Below are 20,266 nucleotides of genomic sequence, written 5' to 3' on the forward strand. Positions count from 1 at the left end.
CATGCGACCGGCCGGACCGCCACCCTTCAGGGCAGCGCCGCGCGGTAGAGCGTCCCGTTGATTTCGCTCAGAAACCAGAGCGCGCCGTCCGGCCCCTGATCGACATCGCGCACCCGCAGCGTCGCTTCGGATTCGAGCTGTTCCACCTCGCGCAGCGGGTTGCCCGAAAGCCGCGCGATGTAGTTGAACTTGAGCGAACCCACCAGTGCGTCGCCCTCCCAGGCGCCACCGTCGAGAAACACCATGCCCGAAGGCGCAATCGACGGATCCCAGTAGAACACCGGCTGCTCCATGCCGGGTTTCGCGTTGCCTTCGCCGATCTTGGCGCCCGAGTAATGCTGGCCATAGGAAATCACCGGCCAGCCGTAATTGGCGCCCTTCTCGATCCGGTTCACCTCGTCGCCGCCCTGCGCGCCATGTTCCACCACCCAAAGCCGGCCCCGCCCGTCCAGCGCCGCGCCCTGCGGGTTGCGGTGGCCGTAAGACCAGATCTCGGGCGCGGCCCCGGCCTGGCCCACAAACGGGTTGTCGGCGGGCACCGAGCCGTCGCGCGCGATACGCACCACCGATCCGTTATGGCGCGACAGATCCTGCGCGGAGGGCCGGTCGCCGCGTTCGCCGATGGTGACAAAGAGAGAGCCATCGCGCGCCTCGACCAGCCGCGAACCGAAATGCCGCCCGCCGCTGGAGCCGGGCGTCATCTCGAAGATGGTCTCGGCATCCTCAAGCCGCGTGCCATCCGCCGAAAGCCGCGCCTTCAGCACCGCCGTGCCCGCGCCGCCGCGCTGCGGTTTGGAATAGGTCAGGAACAATTCACGGCTCTGCGCGAAATCGCGCGGCACCAGCAGATCCAGCAACCCACCCTGCCCGCGCGCCGCAACCTCCGGCACCCCCGCGACCCGCTGCACCCCTTCGGTCGTGACCGCCAGAAGACGCCCGCCGCGTTCGGTGATCAGGATCGTGCCGTCAGGCAGGAAACCGAAGCTCCAGGGCGTATCGAGCCCTTGCACCACCGGGGTCACGGCAAGGCTGCCGAGACGGCTCGGGATGTCCTGTGCCAGAGCGGTTGCGGCGGGGAGCGTGGCAAGCAGCACGGCGAAAAGGCGTTTGATCATCGGCACATCCTCCTGCCTGCCGATATGGGGCCCATGTCGCGGGGGACAAGCCCGCGCGACCGTGCGGCAGCCCCGGTCATGGGCTCTTTTCTTTTGCCGGACCCAAGCATAGGCTCGCCGCAGGACAATGCGATCCAGTAAGGGAGAACCTGTTATGAAAAAGTGGCTTCTGGCATCCGCCGCCACCACGCTGCTTGCCGCCGGTGCGGCCCAGGCCGAAGACGCCAAGATCGGCGTCATCCTCGGCTTCACCGGCCCCATCGAATCCCTGACCCCGGCCATGGCCGACAGCGCCGAGCTGGCGATGAAAGAGGTCAATGACAGCGGCAAGTTCCTTGAGGGCGTCACCCTGACCCCGATCCGCGCCGACAGCACCTGCGTCGATGCCGCCGCCGCCACCGCCGCCGCCGAGCGTCTGATCACCACCGACGGCATCACCGCCATTATGGGCGCCGACTGCTCGGGCGTGACCGGCGCGATCCTGTCCAATGTCGCGGTGCCGAATGGCGTGCCGATGGTGTCGCCCTCGGCCACCTCTCCGGCGCTTTCGACCGCCGAGGATAACGGCCTGTTCTTCCGCACCTCGCCGTCCGACGCGCGTCAGGGCGAGGTTCTGGCCGGCATCCTGGGCGAGCGCGGTATCTCGTCTGTCGCCGTGACCTACACCAACAACGATTACGGCAAGGGCTTTGCCGACAGCTTTGCCGCGGCCTTCGAGGCGGCGGGCGGCACGATCACCCTCACCGCGCCGCATGAGGACGGCAAGGGCGACTATTCCGCCGAAATCGGCGCGCTGGCCTCGGCCGGCGGCGACGCGCTGGTGGTGCTGGGCTATTCCGACCAGGGCGGCAAGGGCATGATCCAGGCGGCGCTCGACACCGGCGCCTTCGACGTCTTCGCCCTGGGTGACGGCATGTATGCCGACGCGCTGCTGGCGGATCTGGGCACCGCGCTCGACGGCAGCTTCGGCTCGGTGCCCTGGGCACAGGGCGACGGGGCCGAGACCTTCATGAAACTGGCGGAAGAAGCCGGAATCAATAGCGAAGGCGCCTATACTCGCGAAAGCTATGACGCGGCGGCGCTGATCGCGCTGGCGATGATGAAGGGCGGCGAGTCCTCCTCGGCGGCGGTTGCGGCAAATCTCCTCGATGTGGCCAACGCGCCGGGCGAGCCGATCCTGCCGGGCGAGCTGGGCAAGGCGCTGGAGATCCTCGCCGCCGGGGGCGATGTCGATTACGTCGGCGCCACCAATGTCGAGCTGGTCGGCCCCGGCGAGGCCGCCGGCACCTACCGCTACTACGAGATCAAGGACGGCAAGTTCGAGACCGTCTCGGTCGAGTAAGCGCCTGTCGCGCCTGAAAACGGCCAGCCCGGACCCCGCGTCCGGGCTGGCTGCAACGACATGAAGCGCGCCGCAAAGGCGCCTCTGGGGATAGACACAACGTGATCCGGGTCGAGAACCTTCACCGCCATTTCGGCGGCTTCCGTGCCGTTGACGGCGCATCGCTTGAGATCGCCACCGGCTCGATCACCGGGCTTGTGGGGCCGAACGGCGCGGGCAAGACGACGCTGTTCAACGTGATCGCGGGTGCCCTGCCGCCGACCAGCGGACGCGTGATCATGGACGGAGAGGACATCACCGGACTGCCGCCACATGCCTTGTTTCACAAGGGGTTGCTGCGGACCTTTCAGATCGCGCATGAGTTTTCCTCGATGACCTGCCGCGAGAACCTGATGATGGTGCCGGGCGGTCAGGCGGGCGAGACGCTGTGGAACGCCTGGTTCGGACGCGGCCGGATCGCGCAGGAAGAGGCCGTACTTCTGAAGAAAGTCGACGAGGTTCTTGATTTCCTGACGATTTCCCATCTCAAGGACGAGAAGGCCGGGAACCTCTCCGGCGGGCAGAAGAAGCTGCTGGAACTGGGCCGCACGATGATGGTGGACGCCAAGATCGTGTTTCTCGACGAGGTCGGCGCGGGGGTGAACCGCACGCTGCTGAACACCATTGCCGACACGATCCTGCGGCTGAACGCCGAGCGCGGCTATACCTTCTGCGTGATCGAACACGACATGGATTTCATCGGCCGCATCTGCGACCCGGTCATCGTCATGGCCGAGGGCAAGAAGCTGGCCGAGGGCACGCTGGATCAGATCAAGGCCAATGACGCGGTGATCGAGGCCTATCTCGGCACTGGCCTCAAGAACAAGGAGGCGGTCGGATGAGCCCCGCCCTTGCCAAAGCGCCGCGCGGGCGGATCCGCCGCGCCGTTTGCGTATTTGTGAAAGAGAAGAAGATGCGGGGGCGGAGATGAGCGGCGGCGACGGCTATGGCGACCGGGGGAACCGGGATCTCAGCATCGCCAACGCCGGGGGCATGGGAGAGGACTCGCCGGTGCACGAAGGCGGGCACGCCTTTGTCGCGCCGGGCGGGCCGTTCCTGATCGGCGAGGCGATGACCGGCGGCTACGGGCGCGGCGCGGATATTCTGCACGGCTGCACCATCGCGGTGGAGCGCGGCGAGATCGCGGTGATCGTGGGGCCGAACGGCGCGGGCAAGTCGACCGCGATGAAGGCGGTCTTCGGCATGCTCAATCTGCGCGAGGGCGCGGTGCGGCTCGACGGCGAGGACATCACCGGGCTGAGCCCGCAGGCGCGGGTGCGCAAGGGCATGGGCTTTGTCCCGCAGACCCACAATATCTTTGCCTCCATGAGTGTGGAGGAGAACCTCGAGATGGGCGCCTTTATACGGCGCGACGATTTCCGGGACACGATGGCGCAGGTCTATGACCTGTTTCCGATCCTCAAGGAAAAGCGCCGCCAGGCGGCGGGCGAGCTGTCGGGCGGGCAGCGCCAGCAGGTCGCCGTGGGCCGGGCGCTGATGACCCGGCCCAAGGTGCTGATGCTCGACGAGCCGACGGCGGGCGTGTCGCCCATCGTGATGGATGAATTGTTCGACCGGATCATCGAGGTGGCGCGCACCGGGCTGCCGGTGCTGATGGTGGAACAGAACGCGCGGCAGGCGCTGGCGATCGCCGACAAGGGCTATGTGCTGGTGCAGGGGCGCAATGCGCATACCGGGACCGGCAAGGGGCTCCTGGCCGATGACGAGGTCCGGCGCAGTTTCCTGGGCGGCTGAGCGCGTGGAGGGGCGGGGTTTGCGTATTTTGAAAGAGAAGAAGGGGCTTGGGGCGGTGCTTTTGAGCTGCGGTCTGGCAGGGCCGGCGGCGGCGCAGGAGATGCGTTGCGTAGCCGAAGAGCAATGCCGGGGCGATGCCGAGGCCATGTGCGCCCCCTCGGAGCTGAGCATCGACATCGCGCGCAACGGCGCGGCGGCGGCACGGCTCTGGATCGACCTTCAGGGCCCCTATCCGGCGGCACTGGAGCGGCGGGAGGACGGGATGCGGCTGGTGCTCGACGCTTTCGGCGGCGGCTATGAGATGGAGATCGGTGCGGACGGCGCCTTTGTCTATCGCGGCAACCGGGGCAAGCGCTATCTGGGAACCTGTGAGGGAGCGCTCTGATGGAGATCCTCAACGCGCTTGTGGCGCTGTCCAATTTCGTGCTGATCCCCGCCATCGCCTATGGCAGCCAGCTCGCGCTTGGCGCGCTGGGGGTGACGCTGATTTATGGCATCCTGCGGTTTTCCAACTTCGCCCATGGCGACACCATGGCCATCGGCACCATGGTGACGATCCTCGCCACCTGGGGCTTGCAGGCTTTGGGCGTGAGCCTCGGGCCGCTGCCCACCGCGCTGCTGGCGATCCCGGTGGGCATCGCCGGGGCGGCGCTGCTGGTGCTGGGCACCGACCGGCTGGTCTATCGCTTCTACCGCGAGCAGAAGGCCAAGCCGGTCATCCTGGTGATCGTTTCCATGGGGGTGATGTTCATCTACAATGGCATCACCCGCTTCATCATCGGGCCGGACGACCAGAATTTCGCCGATGGCGAACGGTTTCTGATCACCGCGCGGGAGTTCAAGGAGATGACCGGGCTCAAGGAAGGGCTGGCGCTGAAGACCACCCAGGGGATCACCGTGATCACCGCCGTGCTGGTGGTGGCGCTGCTCTTCTGGTTCCTGAACCACACGCGCACCGGCAAGAGCATGCGCGCCTATTCCGACAATGAGGATCTGGCGCTGCTCTCGGGCATCAACCCCGAGCGGGTGGTCATGGTGACCTGGCTCATCGTCGCGGCGCTGGCCACCGTGGCGGGCACGCTTTACGGGCTCGACAAGAGCTTCAAGCCCTTCACCTATTTCCAGCTTCTGCTGCCGGTCTTTGCCAGCGCCGTGGTGGGCGGCATCGGCAGCCCGCTCGGCGCCATCGCCGGCGGGTTCGTCATCGCCTTTTCCGAGGTGGGCATCACCTATGCCTGGAAGAAGGTGCTGGTCTATCTGATGCCCGAGAGCCTGGAGCCCTCGGGGCTCGTGCAGCTTCTGTCCACCGATTACAAATTCGCCGTCAGTTTCGTGATCCTGATCATCGTGCTGCTGTTCCGTCCCACGGGGCTTTTCAGGGGGCAATCCATATGAGAACCGCGGGGCTTTTCGCGCTGGTCGCGGCGCTGATCCTGGGAACGGGGTTCCTGCAAAGCTGGAACTCGGCGCTGATCATCCTGAACATGGGGCTGGTGAGCGCGATCATGGCGCTGGGGGTGAACCTGCAATGGGGGCTTGCCGGGCTCTTCAACGTCGGCGTCATGGGCTTTGTGGCCCTGGGCGGGCTGGCGGTGGTGCTGACCGCCGAGGCGCCGGTGCCCGAGGCCTGGGCGGCGGGCGGGCCACGCATCCTCGGCGCGCTGCTGCTGGGGGTGGCCACCATCGCGGCCTCCGCTCTTGCCTGGAAACGGCTGCCGCGCGGGCGGCGCGGCTGGGCGGTGGCGGCGCTGAGCATCGGCGGCTTCTTCCTCTACCGCGCGGTATTGGACCCGGCGGTGGACGCGGTGGAGGCGGTGAACCCCGCGGCAACCGGTTATCTCGGCGGGCTCGGCCTGCCGGTGCTGCTGGCCTGGCCGGTGGGCGGGCTCTTGGCGGCGGGCGTCGCCTGGCTCATTGGCAAGACCGCGCTGGGGCTGCGTTCGGATTATCTCGCCATCGCCACGCTGGGCATTGCCGAGATCATCATCGCGGTGATGAAGAACGAGGATTGGCTGGCGCGCGGCGTCAAGAACGTCATCGGCCTGCCGCGGCCCCTACCCTATGAGATCGACCTGCAAAACGATCCAGGCTTTGTGGAGCGCGCCGCCGGGCTGGGGCTCGACCCGACCACCGCCTCGACGCTTTACGTCAAGCTGGGCTATTCGCTGCTGTTCACCGCCGTGCTGGTGATCGTGCTGGTGCTGGCGCAGCTTGCGCTGAACTCGCCCTGGGGCCGGATGATGCGGGCGATCCGCGACAATGAGGAGGCCGCCGAGGCCATGGGCAAGGACGTGACCGCGCGGCATTTGCAGATCTTCATCCTCGGCTCGGTGCTCTGCGGCATGGCCGGCGCGATGATGACCACGCTGGACGGCCAGCTCACACCGTCGAGCTATCAGCCGCTGCGCTACACCTTCCTGATCTGGGTGATGGTGATCGTCGGCGGCTCGGGCAACAATCTGGGCGCGGTGCTGGGCGGCTTCCTGATCTGGTTCCTCTGGGTGCAGGTGGAGCCCATGGGGCAATGGCTGATGGCGGCGGTGACGTCGGGCATGGCGGAGGGCTCCTGGCTCAAGGGGCACCTGCTGGACAGCGTGCAGCATATGCGCCTGCTGACCATGGGGGTGATCCTGCTGCTGGTGCTGCGCTTTGCCCCGCGCGGGCTTTTGCCCGAGCGCTGATAACCCTCTGTTAAACCCTTCGGTGCATGGTGGCGCCGGTTGCGGGTCTACCGGCGGCGGGCGGGTCATCACCTGCCCCGCCCGGTCCGGGCCCGGACCGGCTTTGCGGGACATTTGGGAGGGATCGCGCGATGGAATGGAAACAGGTCACCCGGAACTGGGAGGCGGTGGCGGCGCGTCTCAAGGCGCGCTTTCCGGAGATTGATCCGGCGGCGCTGCATCACCCGCCGGCCCAGATCGAGGCGCTCGCCGAGCATGTGGCAGAGCGCCACGATCTGACCCTCTACGAAGCGCATGACGAGGTGGAGCAGATTCTCTTCGCCGACAGCCTGTCGTTTCAGATCCGTCGCATGGCGGGATAACGGCGCTCAGCCGAGCGAGGTCACCCAGAGGATCGTGGCATCCTCCGGGCTGACCGAAACCACGTTATGGCCCATCGTGGCATCGTAATAGGCGCTGTCGCCCCGGCGCATTTCGATGGGTTCGTAGAATTCGGTGTAAAGCCGGATGATCCCGGTCAGCACATAGAGGAATTCCTCGCCGTCATGGCGTACCCAGCCGTCGAATTCCTCCATGCTGCGGGCCCGCACACGGGCGCGATAGGGCAGCATCTTCTTCTTGGTCAGGCTTTCGGCCAGAAGCTCGTGTTCGTAGGTCACCGTGACCTGGGTCTGCCCCGCGCCATCGCGGGTATGCACCATGCGGCCCGACACCTGTTCCTTCTTCGGCGGGGTGAAAAGCTGCGGCACGCCGATCCCAAGGCCGACGGCGAGCTTTTTCAGCGCATCATAGGTGGGCGACATCTGGCCGTTTTCGATCTTCGACAGGGTGGAGCGCGCCAGCCCCGCCTGTTTCGCCGCCTGTTCCAGCGTCCAGTCGCGCTCCTTGCGCAGCTCGCGCACGCGCGCGCCCAGATCCAGCGGCTCGGCCGAGGCTTCTTCGCCGGTTTCCCGGGCAAGGCGGATCAGGGTCTTCGGGTCGCGCGTCATGCCCTTGCTATAGGACCGCCGCCAGCCCCTTGCAACCACGCCGCGACGGGCCTAAGCCCGGAGCATGCTTTCGGAATTCGATGAAGGCGCCTTTGCGCCCTGCCCCGCGCCCTTCAACCTCGCCGCCCATGTGCTGGCGGCCGGAGAGGCCACGCCCGACAAGATCGCGCTCGCCATCGTCAAGCCCACAGGCGCCGAGCGCTGGTCATATGCGCGGCTCACAGCGGCGGTGCGCGGCACCGCGACGGGGCTTTTGCAGGCGGGGCTGAAACCCGGTGACATCCTGCTCATGCGGCTCGGCAACACGGTGGATTTCCCCATCGCCTATCTTGGCGCCATCGCCGCCGGGATCGTGCCGGTGCCGACCTCCTCGCAGCTCACCGCGCGCGAGGTGGCCCCGATGCTCGCCCATCTGCGCCCGGCGGCGATCCTGCTGGGCGACGGCATCGCCTGCCCCGAGACCGCGCTGCCGGTCTTCGACCGCACCACCTATGAGGGCTGGCACAAGCTGCCGCCCGCGGACTACGCCATGGGCGATCCGGAGCGGCTGGCCTATATCATCTACACCTCCGGCACATCGGGCGTGCCGCGCGCCGTGGGCCATGCGCATCGCGCGATCTGGGCGCGGCAGATGATGATGATGGGTTGGTACGGGCTCACCTCCTCTGACCGGCTGCTGCATGCCGGCGCCTTCAACTGGACCTATACGCTGGGCACCGGGCTGATGGACCCCTGGACCATGGGCGCCACGGCGCTGATCCCGGCGGCGGGCACTGATCCGGCGCAGCTCGCGCTGCTGCTCAAGCGCAACGACGCGACGGTGTTCGCCGCCGCCCCCGGGGTTTACCGGCAGATCCTGAAATATCCGTTACCGCCGATGCCCAAGCTGCGCCACGGGCTGGCAGCGGGCGAAAAGCTCTCCGCCCCGATCCGCGAGGCCTGGGCCGAGGCCACCGGCACCGCGATTTACGAGGCCTATGGCATGTCGGAATGCTCCACGTTCATCTCGGCCTCGCCTGCGCATCCGGCGGCGCCGGGTGCGCTCGGGCGGCCTCAGACCGGACGGCGCATCGCGCTGCTGGGGGAGGATCACAAGTCGGTGCCGCGCGGCACGCCGGGCATGATCGCCGTGCATCGCTCCGATCCGGGGCTGATGCTGGGCTATGTCGGCGCCGCCGAAGAGACGGCGGCACGTTTTGCCGGCGACTGGTTCCTGACCGGCGATCAGGGGATCATGAATGAGGACGCCCAGATCGCCTATCTGGGCCGCGACGACGACATGATGAATGCCGGCGGTTACCGCGTCTCGCCGCTGGAGGTCGAGGCGGCGCTGGCCGATCTGCCCGGCGTGACGGAGATCGGCGTGACCGACCTGGTGGTGAAGGAAGGTGTTTCCGTCATCGCCGCCTTCTACGTCGCCGATGCAGAGCTGGACGAAGACCTGCTCAAAAGCCGCGCCGCCGAGCGTCTGGCCCGCTACAAGCAGCCCCGCGCCTTTGTCCGCGTCGATGCGCTGCCGCGCAATCCGAATGGCAAGCTCATCCGCAAGGCGCTGAAGGATCACGTTCTTTCGTGATTTCGGGAAACCCCGAAAGAGCGTTCTCCACGAAAAAAGGGCCTCCGCGTGGGAGGCCCTCAGGTTCGCCGACAAGGCTCAATTATGTTACCGCCCGTTTTGTCTCTGCCTGCGGCCTTGTCTGCGCGGGATGAGCGCACCCATCCCGTGTTCAATGGGGGTTAGCCCAGATTGTCGTTCTCACTTCCGTTCGGATTGGAGCGCGGGATCCGACGCCCGTCGGGCAGCTTCTGGACGTGATAGTCCGGATGCTGCCCGCGCTCGATTTGATCGGCCAGACGTCCTCTGGTAATTTCCCCCTGGCCAGGAACATTGAAGTGCGTGTTCAGGCCGCTCTCAGATTCACGGGTTACCGTGATGCGTTTCTTAGCCATAGCTAAGTCTCCTTATCCACAGGCTGCGAGCATAAGTTGGTGGCAAGCCTGTGTGTAACACAGCACGTTATTGATCCGCTTTCTCGTCCATGGTCTTGGTCTCCCATCGACCCGAGAGGGCCGAGTTTCGCTTGTCCCGCACTGTGCTGCTTACATGCGGGATAGGCTGGGGGATGGTGCGCCAACACTGTCCCCCAACCCTCAATTCTCTCAGCTACACCCGCTCGTCGAGCCGCAGGTGTTGCACTTCATGCAGGTGCCGTTGCGTACCAGCGTGTAGTTGCCGCATTCGCCGCAGGCCTCGCCCTCGTAGCCCTGCATCCGCGCCTTGGCGCGCGCATCCATGGCCAGCGAAGAGCTGGTGGCGGTCAGCGTCGCAACCGTGGTCTGCGTGGCCTCGACCGTTTCCGGCATCAGCCCGCTCAGCGCGCCGCCGGTCTGGCCGCCCTGCAGCACCACCAGCTCCTGCGGCAGACGCTTGCGGAGATAGCCGGTGGAGGAGATCTGCTTGAGCACCTCCAGCGAGCGCGACGCGGCGGTTTCCGACAGTTCCTTGACGTTCGACACGCCCTCTTCCTCGCCGCGACCGAGATCGTCGAAGGTGGCGCCCTGCGGGGCCACATGCGCCAGATCGGTGCGGTCGAGATAGCTCACCGCCAGCTCGCGGAAGATGTAGTCGAGGATCGAGGTGGCGTTCTTGATGCTGTCGTTGCCCTGCACCATGCCCGCCGGTTCGAACTTGGTGAAGGTGAAGGCATCGACGAATTCCTCAAGCGGAACACCGTATTGCAGGCCGACGCTCACAGCGATTGCGAAGTTGTTCATCATCGCGCGGAAGCCGGCGCCTTCCTTGTGCATGTCGATGAAGATCTCGCCCAGGCTGCCGTCCTGGTATTCGCCCGTGCGCAGATAGACCTTGTGCCCGCCGACGATCGCCTTCTGGGTATAGCCCTTGCGGCGCTCGGGCATCTTGGTGCGACCGGCGCGGACCACTTCCTTGACGACCACCTTCTCGACGATCTTCTCGGCGATGACCTGGGCCTTTTCCTGGAGCGAGCCGCTTTCCAGCACCTCCATCGCCTCGTCGTCGTCCTCGACCAGCGCGGCGGCCAGCGGCTGCGACAGTTTCGAGCCGTCGCGGTAGAGCGCGTTGGCCTTCACCCCCAGCGACCAGCTCAGCTCATAGGCCTTCTGGCAATCCTCGACCGTCGCCGCGTTGGGCATGTTGATGGTCTTGGAGATCGCGCCCGAGATAAAGCTCTGAGCGGCGGCCATCATGTAGATGTGGCTGTCGACCGAGAGGTAGCGCTTGCCCTTCTTGCCGCAGGGGTTGGCGCAGTCGAAGACCGACAGGTGCTCGGGCTTCAGATGCGGCGCGCCTTCGAGGGTCATGGTGCCGCAGACATGGTCGTTGGCCGCCTCGACGTCGCGCTTGGCAAAGCCCAGATGCTTGAGCAGGTCAAAGCTCGGGTCCACCAGCTTTTCCGCCGGGATGCCCAGCGTGTCGCGGCAGAAGGCTTCGCCCAGCGTCCACTGGTTGAAGACGAAGCGGATGTCGAAGGCGGTGGCGAGCGCGCTTTCCACCTTCTCGATCTGTGCCGGGCCGAAGCCATGGCCGATCAGCGCGGTGTGGTTGATGCCCGGCGCGTTGCCCAGCGTGCCGTGGCCCACCGCGTAGCTGATGATTTCCTCGATCTGGCTGGAGCTGTAGCCCAGCTTGACCAGCGCCGAAGGCACCGAGCGGTTGATGATCTTGAAGTAGCCGCCACCGGCGAGCTTCTTGAACTTCACCAGCGCGAAATCGGGTTCGATGCCGGTGGTGTCGCAATCCATCACCAGACCGATGGTGCCGGTGGGCGCGATGACCGAGACCTGCGCGTTGCGGTAGCCGTGCTGTTCGCCAAGGCGCAGCGCCTCGTCCCAGCTCGATTTCGCCAGCGCGACCAGCGCCTGGTCGGGGCAGTTGGCGTGATCGAGCGCCACCGGCTTGACGGCGAGACCCTCGTAACCGTCGGTCTTGCCATAGGCGGCGGTGCGGTGGTTGCGGATGACGCGCAGCATGTGCTCGGCGTTGCGCTCGTAGCCGGGGAACGTGCCCAGCTCGCCGGCGATTTCGGCCGAGGTGGCGTAGGAGACGCCGGTCAGGATCGCGGTCAGCGCGCCGCAAAGCGCCCGGCCCTCGTCGCTGTCATAGCTGAAGCCCATGTTCATCAGCAGCCCGCCGATATTGGCGTAGCCGAGGCCCAGGGTGCGGAAATCATAGGAGAGCTGGGCGATTTCCTTGGAGGGGAACTGCGCCATCAGCACCGAGATTTCCAGCGTCAGCGTCCACAGACGGGTGGCGTGGATATAGCTTTCCGCGTCGAACTTGCCGTCATGCAGGAAGGTCAGCAGGTTCATCGAGGCCAGGTTGCAGGCCGTGTCGTCGAGGAACATGTATTCCGAGCAGGGGTTGGAGCCCCGGATCTCGCCATCCGCCGGGCAGGTGTGCCAGGCGTTCACGGTGTCGTGGAACTGGATGCCCGGATCCGCGCAGGCCCAGGCGGCATGGCCGATCTGCTCCCACAGCTCCTTGGCGTCCACGGTCTTGGCGACCGAGCCGTCGGTGCGGCGGATGAGTTCCCAGGGCTTGCCCTCTTTCACCGCTTCCAGGAAGGCGTCGGTGACGCGGATCGAGTTGTTCGAGTTCTGACCCGAGACCGAGGCATAGGCCTCGCTGTCCCAGTCGGTGTCATAGGTCGGGAACTCGATCGAGGCATAACCCTGACGCGCGTAATCCAGCACGCGCTTGATATAGGTCTCGGGGATGGCGACCTTTTTCGCCTCGCGGATCGCCTTTTTCAGCGCCGCGTTGGCATTGGCCTCATAGGCGTCGCTTTCCAGCCCGTCCCAGCTCCGGATCGCCTCGAAGATGCCGTTCAGCATCTTTTCGTGCATCTTGGAGCCGGCGACGATGCTCGCCACCTTCTGCTCTTCCTTGACCTTCCAGTTGATGAATTCCTCGATGTCCGGGTGGTCGGCATCGACGATCACCATCTTGGCGGCGCGGCGGGTGGTGCCGCCCGACTTGATGGCGCCGGCAGCGCGGTCACCGATCTTGAGGAAACCCATGAGACCGGAGGATTTGCCGCCGCCGGACAGACGTTCGCCCTCGGCACGCAGCGAGGAGAAGTTGGTGCCGGTGCCCGAGCCGTATTTGAACAGACGCGCCTCGCGGACCCAGAGGTCCATGATGCCGCCATCGCTCACCAGATCGTCGGCGACGGACTGGATGAAGCAGGCATGCGGCTGCGGATGCTCGTAGGCGGATTTGGATTTGGTCAGCTTGCCGGTCTTGTAATCGACGTAATAGTGGCCCTGGCCCGGACCGTCGATGCCATAGGCCCAGTGCAGGCCGGTGTTGAACCATTGGGGAGAGTTCGGCGCGGCGGTCTGGGACGCCAGCATGTGGCGCATCTCGTCGTAATAGGCCTGGGCATCGGCTTCGGTCGAGAAATAGCCGCCCTTCCAGCCCCAATAGGCCCAGGCACCGGCCAGACGGTCAAAGACCTGCTTGGCAGAGGTTTCACCGGTGCGGGGCGTGTCGGAGTTTGCAGGTGCAGAGCGCCAGAGGAATTCGGGCACGCCCTTTTCGGCGACCTTCTTCAGCTCGGTGGGAACACCGGCCTTGCGGAAGTATTTCTGCGCGATGACGTCCGAGGCAACCTGGCTCCACTTCGCGGGCACTTCCAGTGTGTCGAGTTTGAACACGGTGCTGCCGTCGGGGTTGCGGATTTCCGAACTCGTGGTGACGAATTCGATACCTGCGTAAGCGTCCTGCCCTGCCTTGGTATATTTTCTTTCGATCTTCATCGCTGCCTCTGCTCCAGCATGTCCCCAGTTCCAAACCGGCGCTCGGGAACAGACGGATCGGGCAGCGGTGAGAGTGCGTCACCGCCGGCATGACATGTTGTATGCAAATTCGGTCTGTCCCCGCCGATAGCCACTATATCTTGTGGCTTTTCGTCCGGCCTGCACAAACTGGCGCAAAATCCGGTAGAGGGTCAACGGCTTTTTTCTCGAAAACATCACATATTTTGTGTTGACGCTGGAGGGGCACACAAGGGCTATGGCTTGTCCTCGATTCATCCACATCCCGGGGGCGCCTTGCCGTCATCGCGATTAAAGCGAAAATCGCCCGCTGAGGGGGAAGTTATCCACAGGTGTTGAGAAATCGCCTGAAGACGGGCGGAACATCCGGCAAGGTTCTGCCGAGCGACGCAATGACGCTGGGGAAATTTGAGGGCCTGCTGAAAATTCGGGCAGCGAGCGCGACTCGGTGTGCTGTGCACGGAGGGCGCAGCGGATCGGCTGGAGGTGGGAAAAAGCAGGGAATGGTCGGGGCGGCGAGATTCGAACTCACGACCTTCTGTACCCAAAACAGACGCGCTACCAGGCTGCGCCACGCCCCGACGGACCCCGCATATAATCTGGCCGGGGCTTTGAAAAGGGTCAAATCACTCGCAGGGCCAGGCGGGCTCGGCAATTGCGGGATGTTGCATTTCGCTGCCCGGCGCAATGCCAAGCTGCGCCGCCAGCCCGCCGTTGATTTCCAGCACGAACTGCACCGGCGCGCCGCTGGGGATCGCGGTTTCGTCATGCGGCACCGCATTGGAATGCACGGACACCACCCGCCCCTCCGCATCGGCAAAGATCATGTCGAGCGGGATCAGCGTGTTCTTCATCCAGAAGGCGGCGGGGCGTTCCTGCGGATAGACGAACAGCATGCCCGAGGCGGCGGGCATCGACTCGACGAACATCAGGCCGCGGGCGCGTTCCTCGGCGTCATCGGCCACGTCGACGCGGAATCGCGCACTGCCCCAGTCTCCGCGCAGCCAGAGCGTATCCTCCCGGCATTGCGCGGAAACCTCGCCTGCGGCAAGCGCCGCGGCGGCGATCAGGAGGGCTGCAGCGCGGCTTCCCATGCACAAACCTCGGTGGCCATCAGGCCCCGTTTGCCGTCGATCACCCGGATCGCCAGCGCCTCGCCCGGCTGAAGATCGGCCAGGCCCGAGCGGCGCAGCACCTCGATGTGGATGAACACATCTTCCGGGCGGGCGAAGACATTGGCAAAGCCAAAGCCCTTGGCCTTGTCGAACCATTTCACCCGCGCGGGTTCCAGCGGCGCGGCGCGCATCACCTCGGGGTCGATTCCTTCGAAATCCGCAAGCGGCGCACCCGCCGGAACTTCCGGCGGTTCGATCCGATGCACCTCGGTCGCCTGAATGCCGCGCTCGGTACGTTGCACCTCGACCTCGATCCGCGCGCCGTCGGCCACGGAACTCTGGCCGAAGTTGCGCAGAACATTTGCGTGCAGCAGAATGTCCGGCCCGCCCTCGTCAGCGACTACGAATCCAAATCCTTTAACAGGATCGAACCATTTCACCTTACCGAGAACGCGACGCGTTCCTTCGTCATGCTGTGTCAACTGCGTTTCCATTGATCGTCTAGCGTATCCCCAGACCCTCTTGCGATAAGGCGAGGAGGAAATGCAAGCCTTCGCTACCTGTATTTTGTGACTGTTCGCAGTTCACGTTACGTGAAATTCACGGGTTCAGCCGGGTGATATTCCAGTCATCGGCGGGGTTCCGCCGCCGCCAGACAAAGCGGTCGTGCAGCCGGAAGGCGCCATCGGCCCAGAATTCGATTTCCACCGGGGTGATGCGGAACCCGCCCCAGAACGGCGGGCGCTTGGGCATCGGCCCCTGGGTCGCGGTCACCTTGGCGACTTCGGCCATCAGCGCGGCGCGTGACGCAAGCGGTCGCGACTGCTCCGAAGCCCAGGCGCCGAGCCGCGATTTCAGCGAGCGCGAGGCGTAATAGGCATCGGCCTGGGGCCCCTCCTCACGAGTGACGGGGCCGCGCACGCGGATCTGCCGGCGCAGCGACTTCCAGTGCATCACAAAGGCCGCCTTGCCGGTGGCGGCGATCTCCTGCCCCTTGGCCGAGCCGTAATTGGTGTAGAAGACAAAGGCCGCATCCTCGATCTCTTTCAGCAGCACCATGCGCACATTCGGCAGCCCGTCCGCGTCGGCGGTGGCCAGCGCGATGGCGTTGGGATCGTTGGGTTCGGATTTCTCCGCCTCCGCCAGCCAGCTTCTGGCCAGCGCGAACGGATCGTCGCCCGCAAAAATTCCGGTCCGGTCGGACATGACCATGTCTCCTTTGTGAGCGATATCAGGCGCGAAGCCTTGAAGCCCCCCCGGCCTTGGCCTAAAGGACAAGCTCAAACACCAATGCCGGGTGGAGGAAGGGTATGTCAAACACTCTGATGGCGGGCAAGCGCGGCCTGATCATGGGGCTCGCCAACGACAAGTCGATCGCCTGGGGCATCGCAAAGGCGTTGCACGAGGCGGGCGCCGAGCTTGCCTTCTCCTATCAGGGGGAGGCCCTGAAGAAACGTGTCGATCCGTTGGCGGCGCAATTGGGCTCGGACCTTGTCCTGCCCTGCGACGTGTCGGACGAAAGCTCGATCGACGCGCTGTTCGACGGGCTCAAGGCGCGCTGGGACGGGCTGGATTTCGTGGTGCACGCGATCGGCTTTTCCGACAAGAACGAGCTGCGCGGCCGCTACGTGGACACCACGCGGAACAATTTTACCACCACCATGGACATTTCGGTCTATTCCTTCACCGCGGTGATGAAGCGGGCCGAGAAGATGATGCCGCCCGGTGGCGCGGCGCTGACCCTCACCTATTACGGTGCCGAACGGATCATGCCGCATTACAATGTGATGGGCGTGGCCAAGGCGGCGCTGGAGGCCTCGGTGCGCTATCTGGCCGAGGATCTGGGCAAGGACGGCATTCGCGTGAACGCGATCTCGGCCGGCCCGATCAAGACGCTGGCCGCCAGCGGCATCGGCGATTTCCGCTACATCATGAAGTGGAACGAATACAATTCGCCGCTGCGCCGCAATGTGACCATCGAGGATGTGGGCGGATCGGCGCTGTATCTGCTGTCGCATCTGGGCGCGGGGGTGACCGGCGAGACGCATCACGTGGATGCGGGCTATCACGTCGTGGGCATGAAGGCCGTCGACGCGCCGGACATCGCCAAGGGCTGAGGAGGCTTTCCATGGATCGCTTGCCGCACGAGAAGGGCTTTCACGTCAGCTGGGACCAGCTTCACCGCGACGCGCGGGCGCTGGCCTGGCGCCTGCAGGGCCACGGCCCCGAGGAGAACGGCGAATGGCGCGCGGTGGTGGCAATCACCCGCGGCGGCATGGCGCCGGCGATGATCGTGGCGCGCGAGCTCGACATCCGCATGGTCGATACGATCTCGGTGAAAAGCTACAATCACCAGACGCAAAGCGCGCCCAGGGTCATCAAGTTCCCCGATATGTCGGTGATGGGCGACGGGTCCGGTGTGCTGATCGTCGACGATCTCGTCGATACCGGGCGCACGCTCGAGGTGGTGCGCAGCCACCTGCCCAAGGCGCATGTGGCGACGGTCTATGCCAAGCCCAAGGGCAAGCCGATGGTCGACAGCTATATCACCGAGGTGAGCCAGGACACCTGGATCTTCTTCCCCTGGGATATGGCGCTGCAATATGTCGAGCCCTATCGCGGCACCTGACCACTCCCTTGATACCGCAAGAGTTTTCGAAAACTCTTGCAAATTCCTTCAAAGGAATTTGCCCGCCCCGCGCCCGATCATGGCGCGGGGCGGTTTGCGTCAGAGCGCGGCCTTCAGCGTCTCGCGCCAGGGGGTCGTGGGCCGTCCGATGAGCCGCGACAGCGTGCCGTCCTCGCTGAAGAGCCCGCCCTGCGACGCCCCTGCCTCGCTGTCGGCCAGCATCTCGGCCAGCGGTGCCGGAAGCCCCGCGCCGACCAGCGCGCCGGCAAAGGCCTCGGGCGACATGTTCGTGTAGCCGACCGGCTTGCCCGACAGCTCCGACAGCGCCGCCGCGAATTCCGCCAGCGTGTAGGACGTGTCGCCCGCCAGCTCATAGACGGTGCCCGAGGCCGGCAGGTCGCCGGTCAGCACGGCGGCGGCGGCGGCGGCGTAATCGGCACGCGCGGCGCTGGAAATCCGCCCCTCGCCCGCCGCGCCGATCATGCCGCCATGTTCCAGCGCCATGGGCACGCCCATCGTGTAGTTCTCGGTGTACCAGCCGTTGCGCAGCAGCGCGTAATGCAGCCCGGAAGCCGCCAGCGTCTGTTCGGTCGCCACATGCTCGCCCGGCAGCACGGTCAGCGGCGAGTTGTCGGCCTTCAGGATCGAGGTATAGGCGACAAAGCCCACCCCCGCCGCCTTCGCCGCGGCGATGGCATTGGCGTGCTGTGCGGCGCGCTGGCCGACCTCGCTGGAGGAGACCAGCAGCAGCCGCTCGACGCCGGCAAAGGCCGTCTCAAGGGCCGCCGGGTCGTCATAGGAGGCGACGCGCACGGTGACGCCCTTGGCCTCCAGCGGGGCCGCGGCCTCGGCGCGGCGCACCAGCGCGCCGACCTCGGAGGCGGGCACGGTTTCGAGCAGCGCGTCGATCGCCAGCGCGCCAAGCTGACCCGAGGCGCCGGTGACCAGGTATTTCAACGATCCGGACATGGGATCTCCTTTCCTTTTGCGATATGTCGGTCTACTTCTGCAATATGGTCTCGGATGTAGACCGCCATCGGGCGCCCGTAAAGGAGGCACTTTTTCATGACCAGGGAACAGTCAGGTAACCACCCCGCCCGCGAGACGCTTGCCGGGATGGCGGCGCTGCACGGTGCGCCGGAAAATCCCGCCGCCTGCCCGATCCGCGACGTGCTCGACCGGGTCGGACAGAAATGGACCCTGCTCATCCTCATCGCGCTGATGCCCGGGCCACGGCGGTTCTCGGCGCTGCAACGGCGGGTCGGCGACATCTCGAAACGCATGCTGACCCAGAGCCTGCGCGAGCTCGAGCGCGACGGGCTGATCTCGCGTCAGGTCTATCCGACCAAGCCGCCGGCGGTGGAATACGCGCTGACCGCGCTGGGGCGCTCGGCGCTGGATCCCATCGCGGTTCTGACCGACTGGGCCGACCGCAATCACGACCGGATCCGCGCCGCGCGCGCAGCCTTCGACGCGGCGGCCTGATCGCCTTTGCCGGGCCGCCCCTTTTCCCCGTCGGATCCTGCTGCTAGCGTGCCGCGACTTCTCGGGGGACCCGCAAGACATGCCGCATCTGAGCCGCACCGAATCCACCTTCACCCCGCCCGTTCCGGAGGCCAAGCGCTGGATCGAGGGCGTCACCTTTCCGCCCGACCGCCCGCTGATCAATGTCAGCCAGGCGGCGCCGGTCGATCCGCCGCCGCCGGCGCTGCGCAAGGCGATGGCCGAGGCGCTGGAGCTGCCCGAGACGCATCTTTACGGCCCGGTTCTGGGCCTGCCGGCGCTGCGCCGGGCGCTGGCGGAGAACTGGAGCGCGCATTACGGCGCCGCGGTCACGCCCGACCGGGTCGCCATCACCGCCGGCTGTAACCAGGCCTTTGCCGCGACGCTGGCGGCGCTGTGTGGGGAGGGAGATGAGGTTCTTCTTCCAACGCCTTGGTATTTCAACCACAAAATGTGGCTCGACATGCAGGGCGTTGTGACCGTTCCGTTGCCCACCGACGCGGCGCTTCTGCCGCAGGCCGAGGTGGCGCGCGGCCTGATCACCGCGCGCACCCGCGCCATCGTCGTGGTCTCGCCCAACAATCCCGGCGGCGTGGAATACCCGCCCGAGACGCTGCGCGCGCTTTTCGATCTCGCCCGGGAGCATGGCCTGCGGCTGATCGTGGACGAGACCTACAAGGATTTCGACAGCCGCAGCGGCCCGCCGCACGATCTTCTGTCGCTGGAGGGGCACGAGACCACGCTGATCCAGCTCTACAGCTTCTCCAAGGCCTACCGGCTCACCGGCCACCGCGTCGGCGCCATCATCGCCGATCCGGCGCTGCTGCACGAGATCGAGAAGTTCCAGGACACGGTGGCGATCTGTGCGCCGCAGCTCGGTCAGCACGCGGCGCTCTGGGGGCTGGAGAATCTCTCGCAATGGCTTGCTGGCGAGCGTGACGAGATCCTCGCGCGCGGCCGTGCCATCGCGGCCCAGATGCCCCGGCTCGAGGCCAAGGGCTGGCGGCTGAAGGGGCTGGGCGCCTATTTCGCCTATCTCGAACATCCCTTCGCCGATCCCGCCGATGTGCTGGGCCCGCGGCTGGTGCGCGAGGCCGGGGTTCTTGCCCTGCCCGGCACCATGTTCGTGCCGTCCGGCGACCCCAGCGGCGCCCGGCATTTCCGCCTGGCCTTCGCCAATCTCGATGCCGCGGGGATCACAACCCTGTTCGACCGGCTGGCGGCGCTGGACTGGCCCCTTGCGGGGCCGGACAGCGCGGCGTAGACACGGGCGCCAGA

At 65.9% G+C, this 20,266-nt stretch carries 20 protein-coding genes and 1 tRNA gene; 12 read left to right on the plus strand and 9 right to left on the minus strand.

The window, feature by feature from the left end:
- Positions 1 to 26 precede the first annotated feature (26 nt).
- Positions 27 to 1,115, minus strand: a complete 1,089-nt coding sequence (locus M4578_RS05030; protein WP_258092347.1) for a PQQ-dependent sugar dehydrogenase — start codon at positions 1,113 to 1,115, stop codon at positions 27 to 29.
- Positions 1,116 to 1,269: 154 nt separating this feature from the next.
- Here M4578_RS05030 and M4578_RS05035 point away from each other — a divergent pair, with 154 nt between their 5' ends.
- The 7 genes from M4578_RS05035 to M4578_RS05065 all read left to right on the plus strand — a co-directional run bounded on the left by M4578_RS05035 (position 1,270) and on the right by M4578_RS05065 (position 7,294).
- Positions 1,270 to 2,457 carry an ABC transporter substrate-binding protein gene (locus M4578_RS05035; RefSeq protein ID WP_258092348.1) on the plus strand — a complete coding sequence of 396 codons (1,188 nt, stop codon included), beginning with the start codon at positions 1,270 to 1,272 and terminating at the stop codon, positions 2,455 to 2,457.
- 101 nt (positions 2,458 to 2,558) lie between these two features.
- A complete protein-coding gene (locus tag M4578_RS05040) occupies positions 2,559 to 3,338 on the plus strand; it encodes an ABC transporter ATP-binding protein (RefSeq protein WP_258092349.1) in 780 nt (259 codons plus the stop codon).
- 85 nt (positions 3,339 to 3,423) lie between these two features.
- Positions 3,424 to 4,251 carry an ABC transporter ATP-binding protein gene (locus tag M4578_RS05045; protein WP_258092350.1) on the plus strand — a complete coding sequence of 276 codons (828 nt, stop codon included), beginning with the start codon at positions 3,424 to 3,426 and terminating at the stop codon, positions 4,249 to 4,251.
- A gap of 19 nt (positions 4,252 to 4,270) precedes the next feature.
- A complete protein-coding gene (locus M4578_RS05050; RefSeq protein WP_258092351.1) occupies positions 4,271 to 4,636 on the plus strand; it encodes a hypothetical protein in 366 nt (121 codons plus the stop codon).
- On the plus strand, positions 4,636 to 5,646 hold the full coding sequence (locus M4578_RS05055; RefSeq protein WP_258092352.1) for a branched-chain amino acid ABC transporter permease: 1,011 nt from the start codon (positions 4,636 to 4,638) through the stop codon (positions 5,644 to 5,646). The genes M4578_RS05050 and M4578_RS05055 overlap by 1 nt, the downstream gene beginning before the upstream one ends.
- Complete coding sequence (locus tag M4578_RS05060) at positions 5,643 to 6,932, plus strand: branched-chain amino acid ABC transporter permease (protein ID WP_258092353.1); 1,290 nt, start codon at positions 5,643 to 5,645, stop codon at positions 6,930 to 6,932. Before M4578_RS05055 ends, M4578_RS05060 begins: the two co-directional genes overlap by 4 nt.
- Positions 6,933 to 7,063: 131 nt before the next feature.
- Entirely contained in the window at positions 7,064 to 7,294 is a 231-nt protein-coding gene (locus M4578_RS05065; RefSeq protein ID WP_258092354.1) for a hypothetical protein, read from the plus strand.
- 6 nt (positions 7,295 to 7,300) lie between these two features.
- On the opposite strand, the gene M4578_RS05070 is transcribed toward M4578_RS05065, so the two are convergent.
- Complete coding sequence (locus M4578_RS05070; RefSeq protein WP_258092355.1) at positions 7,301 to 7,921, minus strand: helix-turn-helix domain-containing protein; 621 nt, start codon at positions 7,919 to 7,921, stop codon at positions 7,301 to 7,303.
- A gap of 64 nt (positions 7,922 to 7,985) precedes the next feature.
- Here M4578_RS05070 and M4578_RS05075 point away from each other — a divergent pair, with 64 nt between their 5' ends.
- Complete coding sequence (locus M4578_RS05075; RefSeq protein WP_258092356.1) at positions 7,986 to 9,497, plus strand: class I adenylate-forming enzyme family protein; 1,512 nt, start codon at positions 7,986 to 7,988, stop codon at positions 9,495 to 9,497.
- Between the two features lie 161 nt (positions 9,498 to 9,658).
- Here the strand turns inward: M4578_RS05075 and M4578_RS05080 are convergent, their stop codons facing one another.
- The 6 genes from M4578_RS05080 to pdxH all read right to left on the minus strand — a co-directional run bounded on the left by M4578_RS05080 (position 9,659) and on the right by pdxH (position 16,062).
- The gene (locus tag M4578_RS05080; protein ID WP_258092357.1) at positions 9,659 to 9,871 is read right to left on the minus strand and encodes a DUF3892 domain-containing protein; all 213 of its coding nucleotides are present in this window, start codon (positions 9,869 to 9,871) and stop codon (positions 9,659 to 9,661) included.
- Positions 9,872 to 10,081: 210 nt separating this feature from the next.
- Positions 10,082 to 13,723, minus strand: a complete 3,642-nt coding sequence (locus tag M4578_RS05085) for a vitamin B12-dependent ribonucleotide reductase (RefSeq protein ID WP_258092358.1) — start codon at positions 13,721 to 13,723, stop codon at positions 10,082 to 10,084.
- A gap of 522 nt (positions 13,724 to 14,245) precedes the next feature.
- Positions 14,246 to 14,322, minus strand: a tRNA-Pro gene (locus tag M4578_RS05090).
- Positions 14,323 to 14,367: 45 nt separating this feature from the next.
- Positions 14,368 to 14,835: a DUF192 domain-containing protein gene (locus M4578_RS05095; RefSeq protein ID WP_258092359.1), complete on the minus strand. Its 468-nt coding sequence runs from the start codon at positions 14,833 to 14,835 to the stop codon at positions 14,368 to 14,370.
- Positions 14,808 to 15,350, minus strand: coding sequence for a cold-shock protein (locus M4578_RS05100; protein ID WP_258092360.1), 543 nt, complete (start codon positions 15,348 to 15,350; stop codon positions 14,808 to 14,810). The genes M4578_RS05095 and M4578_RS05100 overlap by 28 nt, the downstream gene beginning before the upstream one ends.
- A 106-nt stretch (positions 15,351 to 15,456) precedes the next feature.
- The gene (gene pdxH / locus M4578_RS05105) at positions 15,457 to 16,062 is read right to left on the minus strand and encodes a pyridoxamine 5'-phosphate oxidase (protein ID WP_258092361.1); all 606 of its coding nucleotides are present in this window, start codon (positions 16,060 to 16,062) and stop codon (positions 15,457 to 15,459) included.
- Between the two features lie 104 nt (positions 16,063 to 16,166).
- Between pdxH and fabI the strand changes: the two genes are divergently transcribed.
- Together fabI and gpt are read left to right on the plus strand one after the other, a co-directional pair.
- Positions 16,167 to 16,973, plus strand: a complete 807-nt coding sequence (gene fabI, locus M4578_RS05110; RefSeq protein WP_258092362.1) for an enoyl-ACP reductase FabI — start codon at positions 16,167 to 16,169, stop codon at positions 16,971 to 16,973.
- An 11-nt stretch (positions 16,974 to 16,984) separates the two neighbouring features.
- Positions 16,985 to 17,485: a xanthine phosphoribosyltransferase gene (gene gpt, locus M4578_RS05115; protein ID WP_258092363.1), complete on the plus strand. Its 501-nt coding sequence runs from the start codon at positions 16,985 to 16,987 to the stop codon at positions 17,483 to 17,485.
- 99 nt (positions 17,486 to 17,584) lie between these two features.
- Here the strand turns inward: gpt and M4578_RS05120 are convergent, their stop codons facing one another.
- Positions 17,585 to 18,454, minus strand: a complete 870-nt coding sequence (locus tag M4578_RS05120; RefSeq protein ID WP_258092364.1) for an NmrA family NAD(P)-binding protein — start codon at positions 18,452 to 18,454, stop codon at positions 17,585 to 17,587.
- A 96-nt stretch (positions 18,455 to 18,550) separates the two neighbouring features.
- Between M4578_RS05120 and M4578_RS05125 the strand changes: the two genes are divergently transcribed.
- Both M4578_RS05125 and M4578_RS05130 read left to right on the plus strand, forming a co-directional pair.
- Positions 18,551 to 18,970: a winged helix-turn-helix transcriptional regulator gene (locus M4578_RS05125; RefSeq protein ID WP_258092365.1), complete on the plus strand. Its 420-nt coding sequence runs from the start codon at positions 18,551 to 18,553 to the stop codon at positions 18,968 to 18,970.
- Positions 18,971 to 19,049: 79 nt separating this feature from the next.
- Positions 19,050 to 20,252 (plus strand): aminotransferase, encoded by a 1,203-nt coding sequence (locus M4578_RS05130; RefSeq protein ID WP_258092366.1) that lies wholly within the window; start codon positions 19,050 to 19,052, stop codon positions 20,250 to 20,252.
- The last annotated feature ends 14 nt before the right edge of the window (positions 20,253 to 20,266 follow it).

It is taken from the genome of Salipiger pentaromativorans (assembly GCF_024721115.1).
Classification (GTDB): Bacteria; Pseudomonadota; Alphaproteobacteria; order Rhodobacterales; family Rhodobacteraceae; genus Salipiger; species Salipiger pentaromativorans.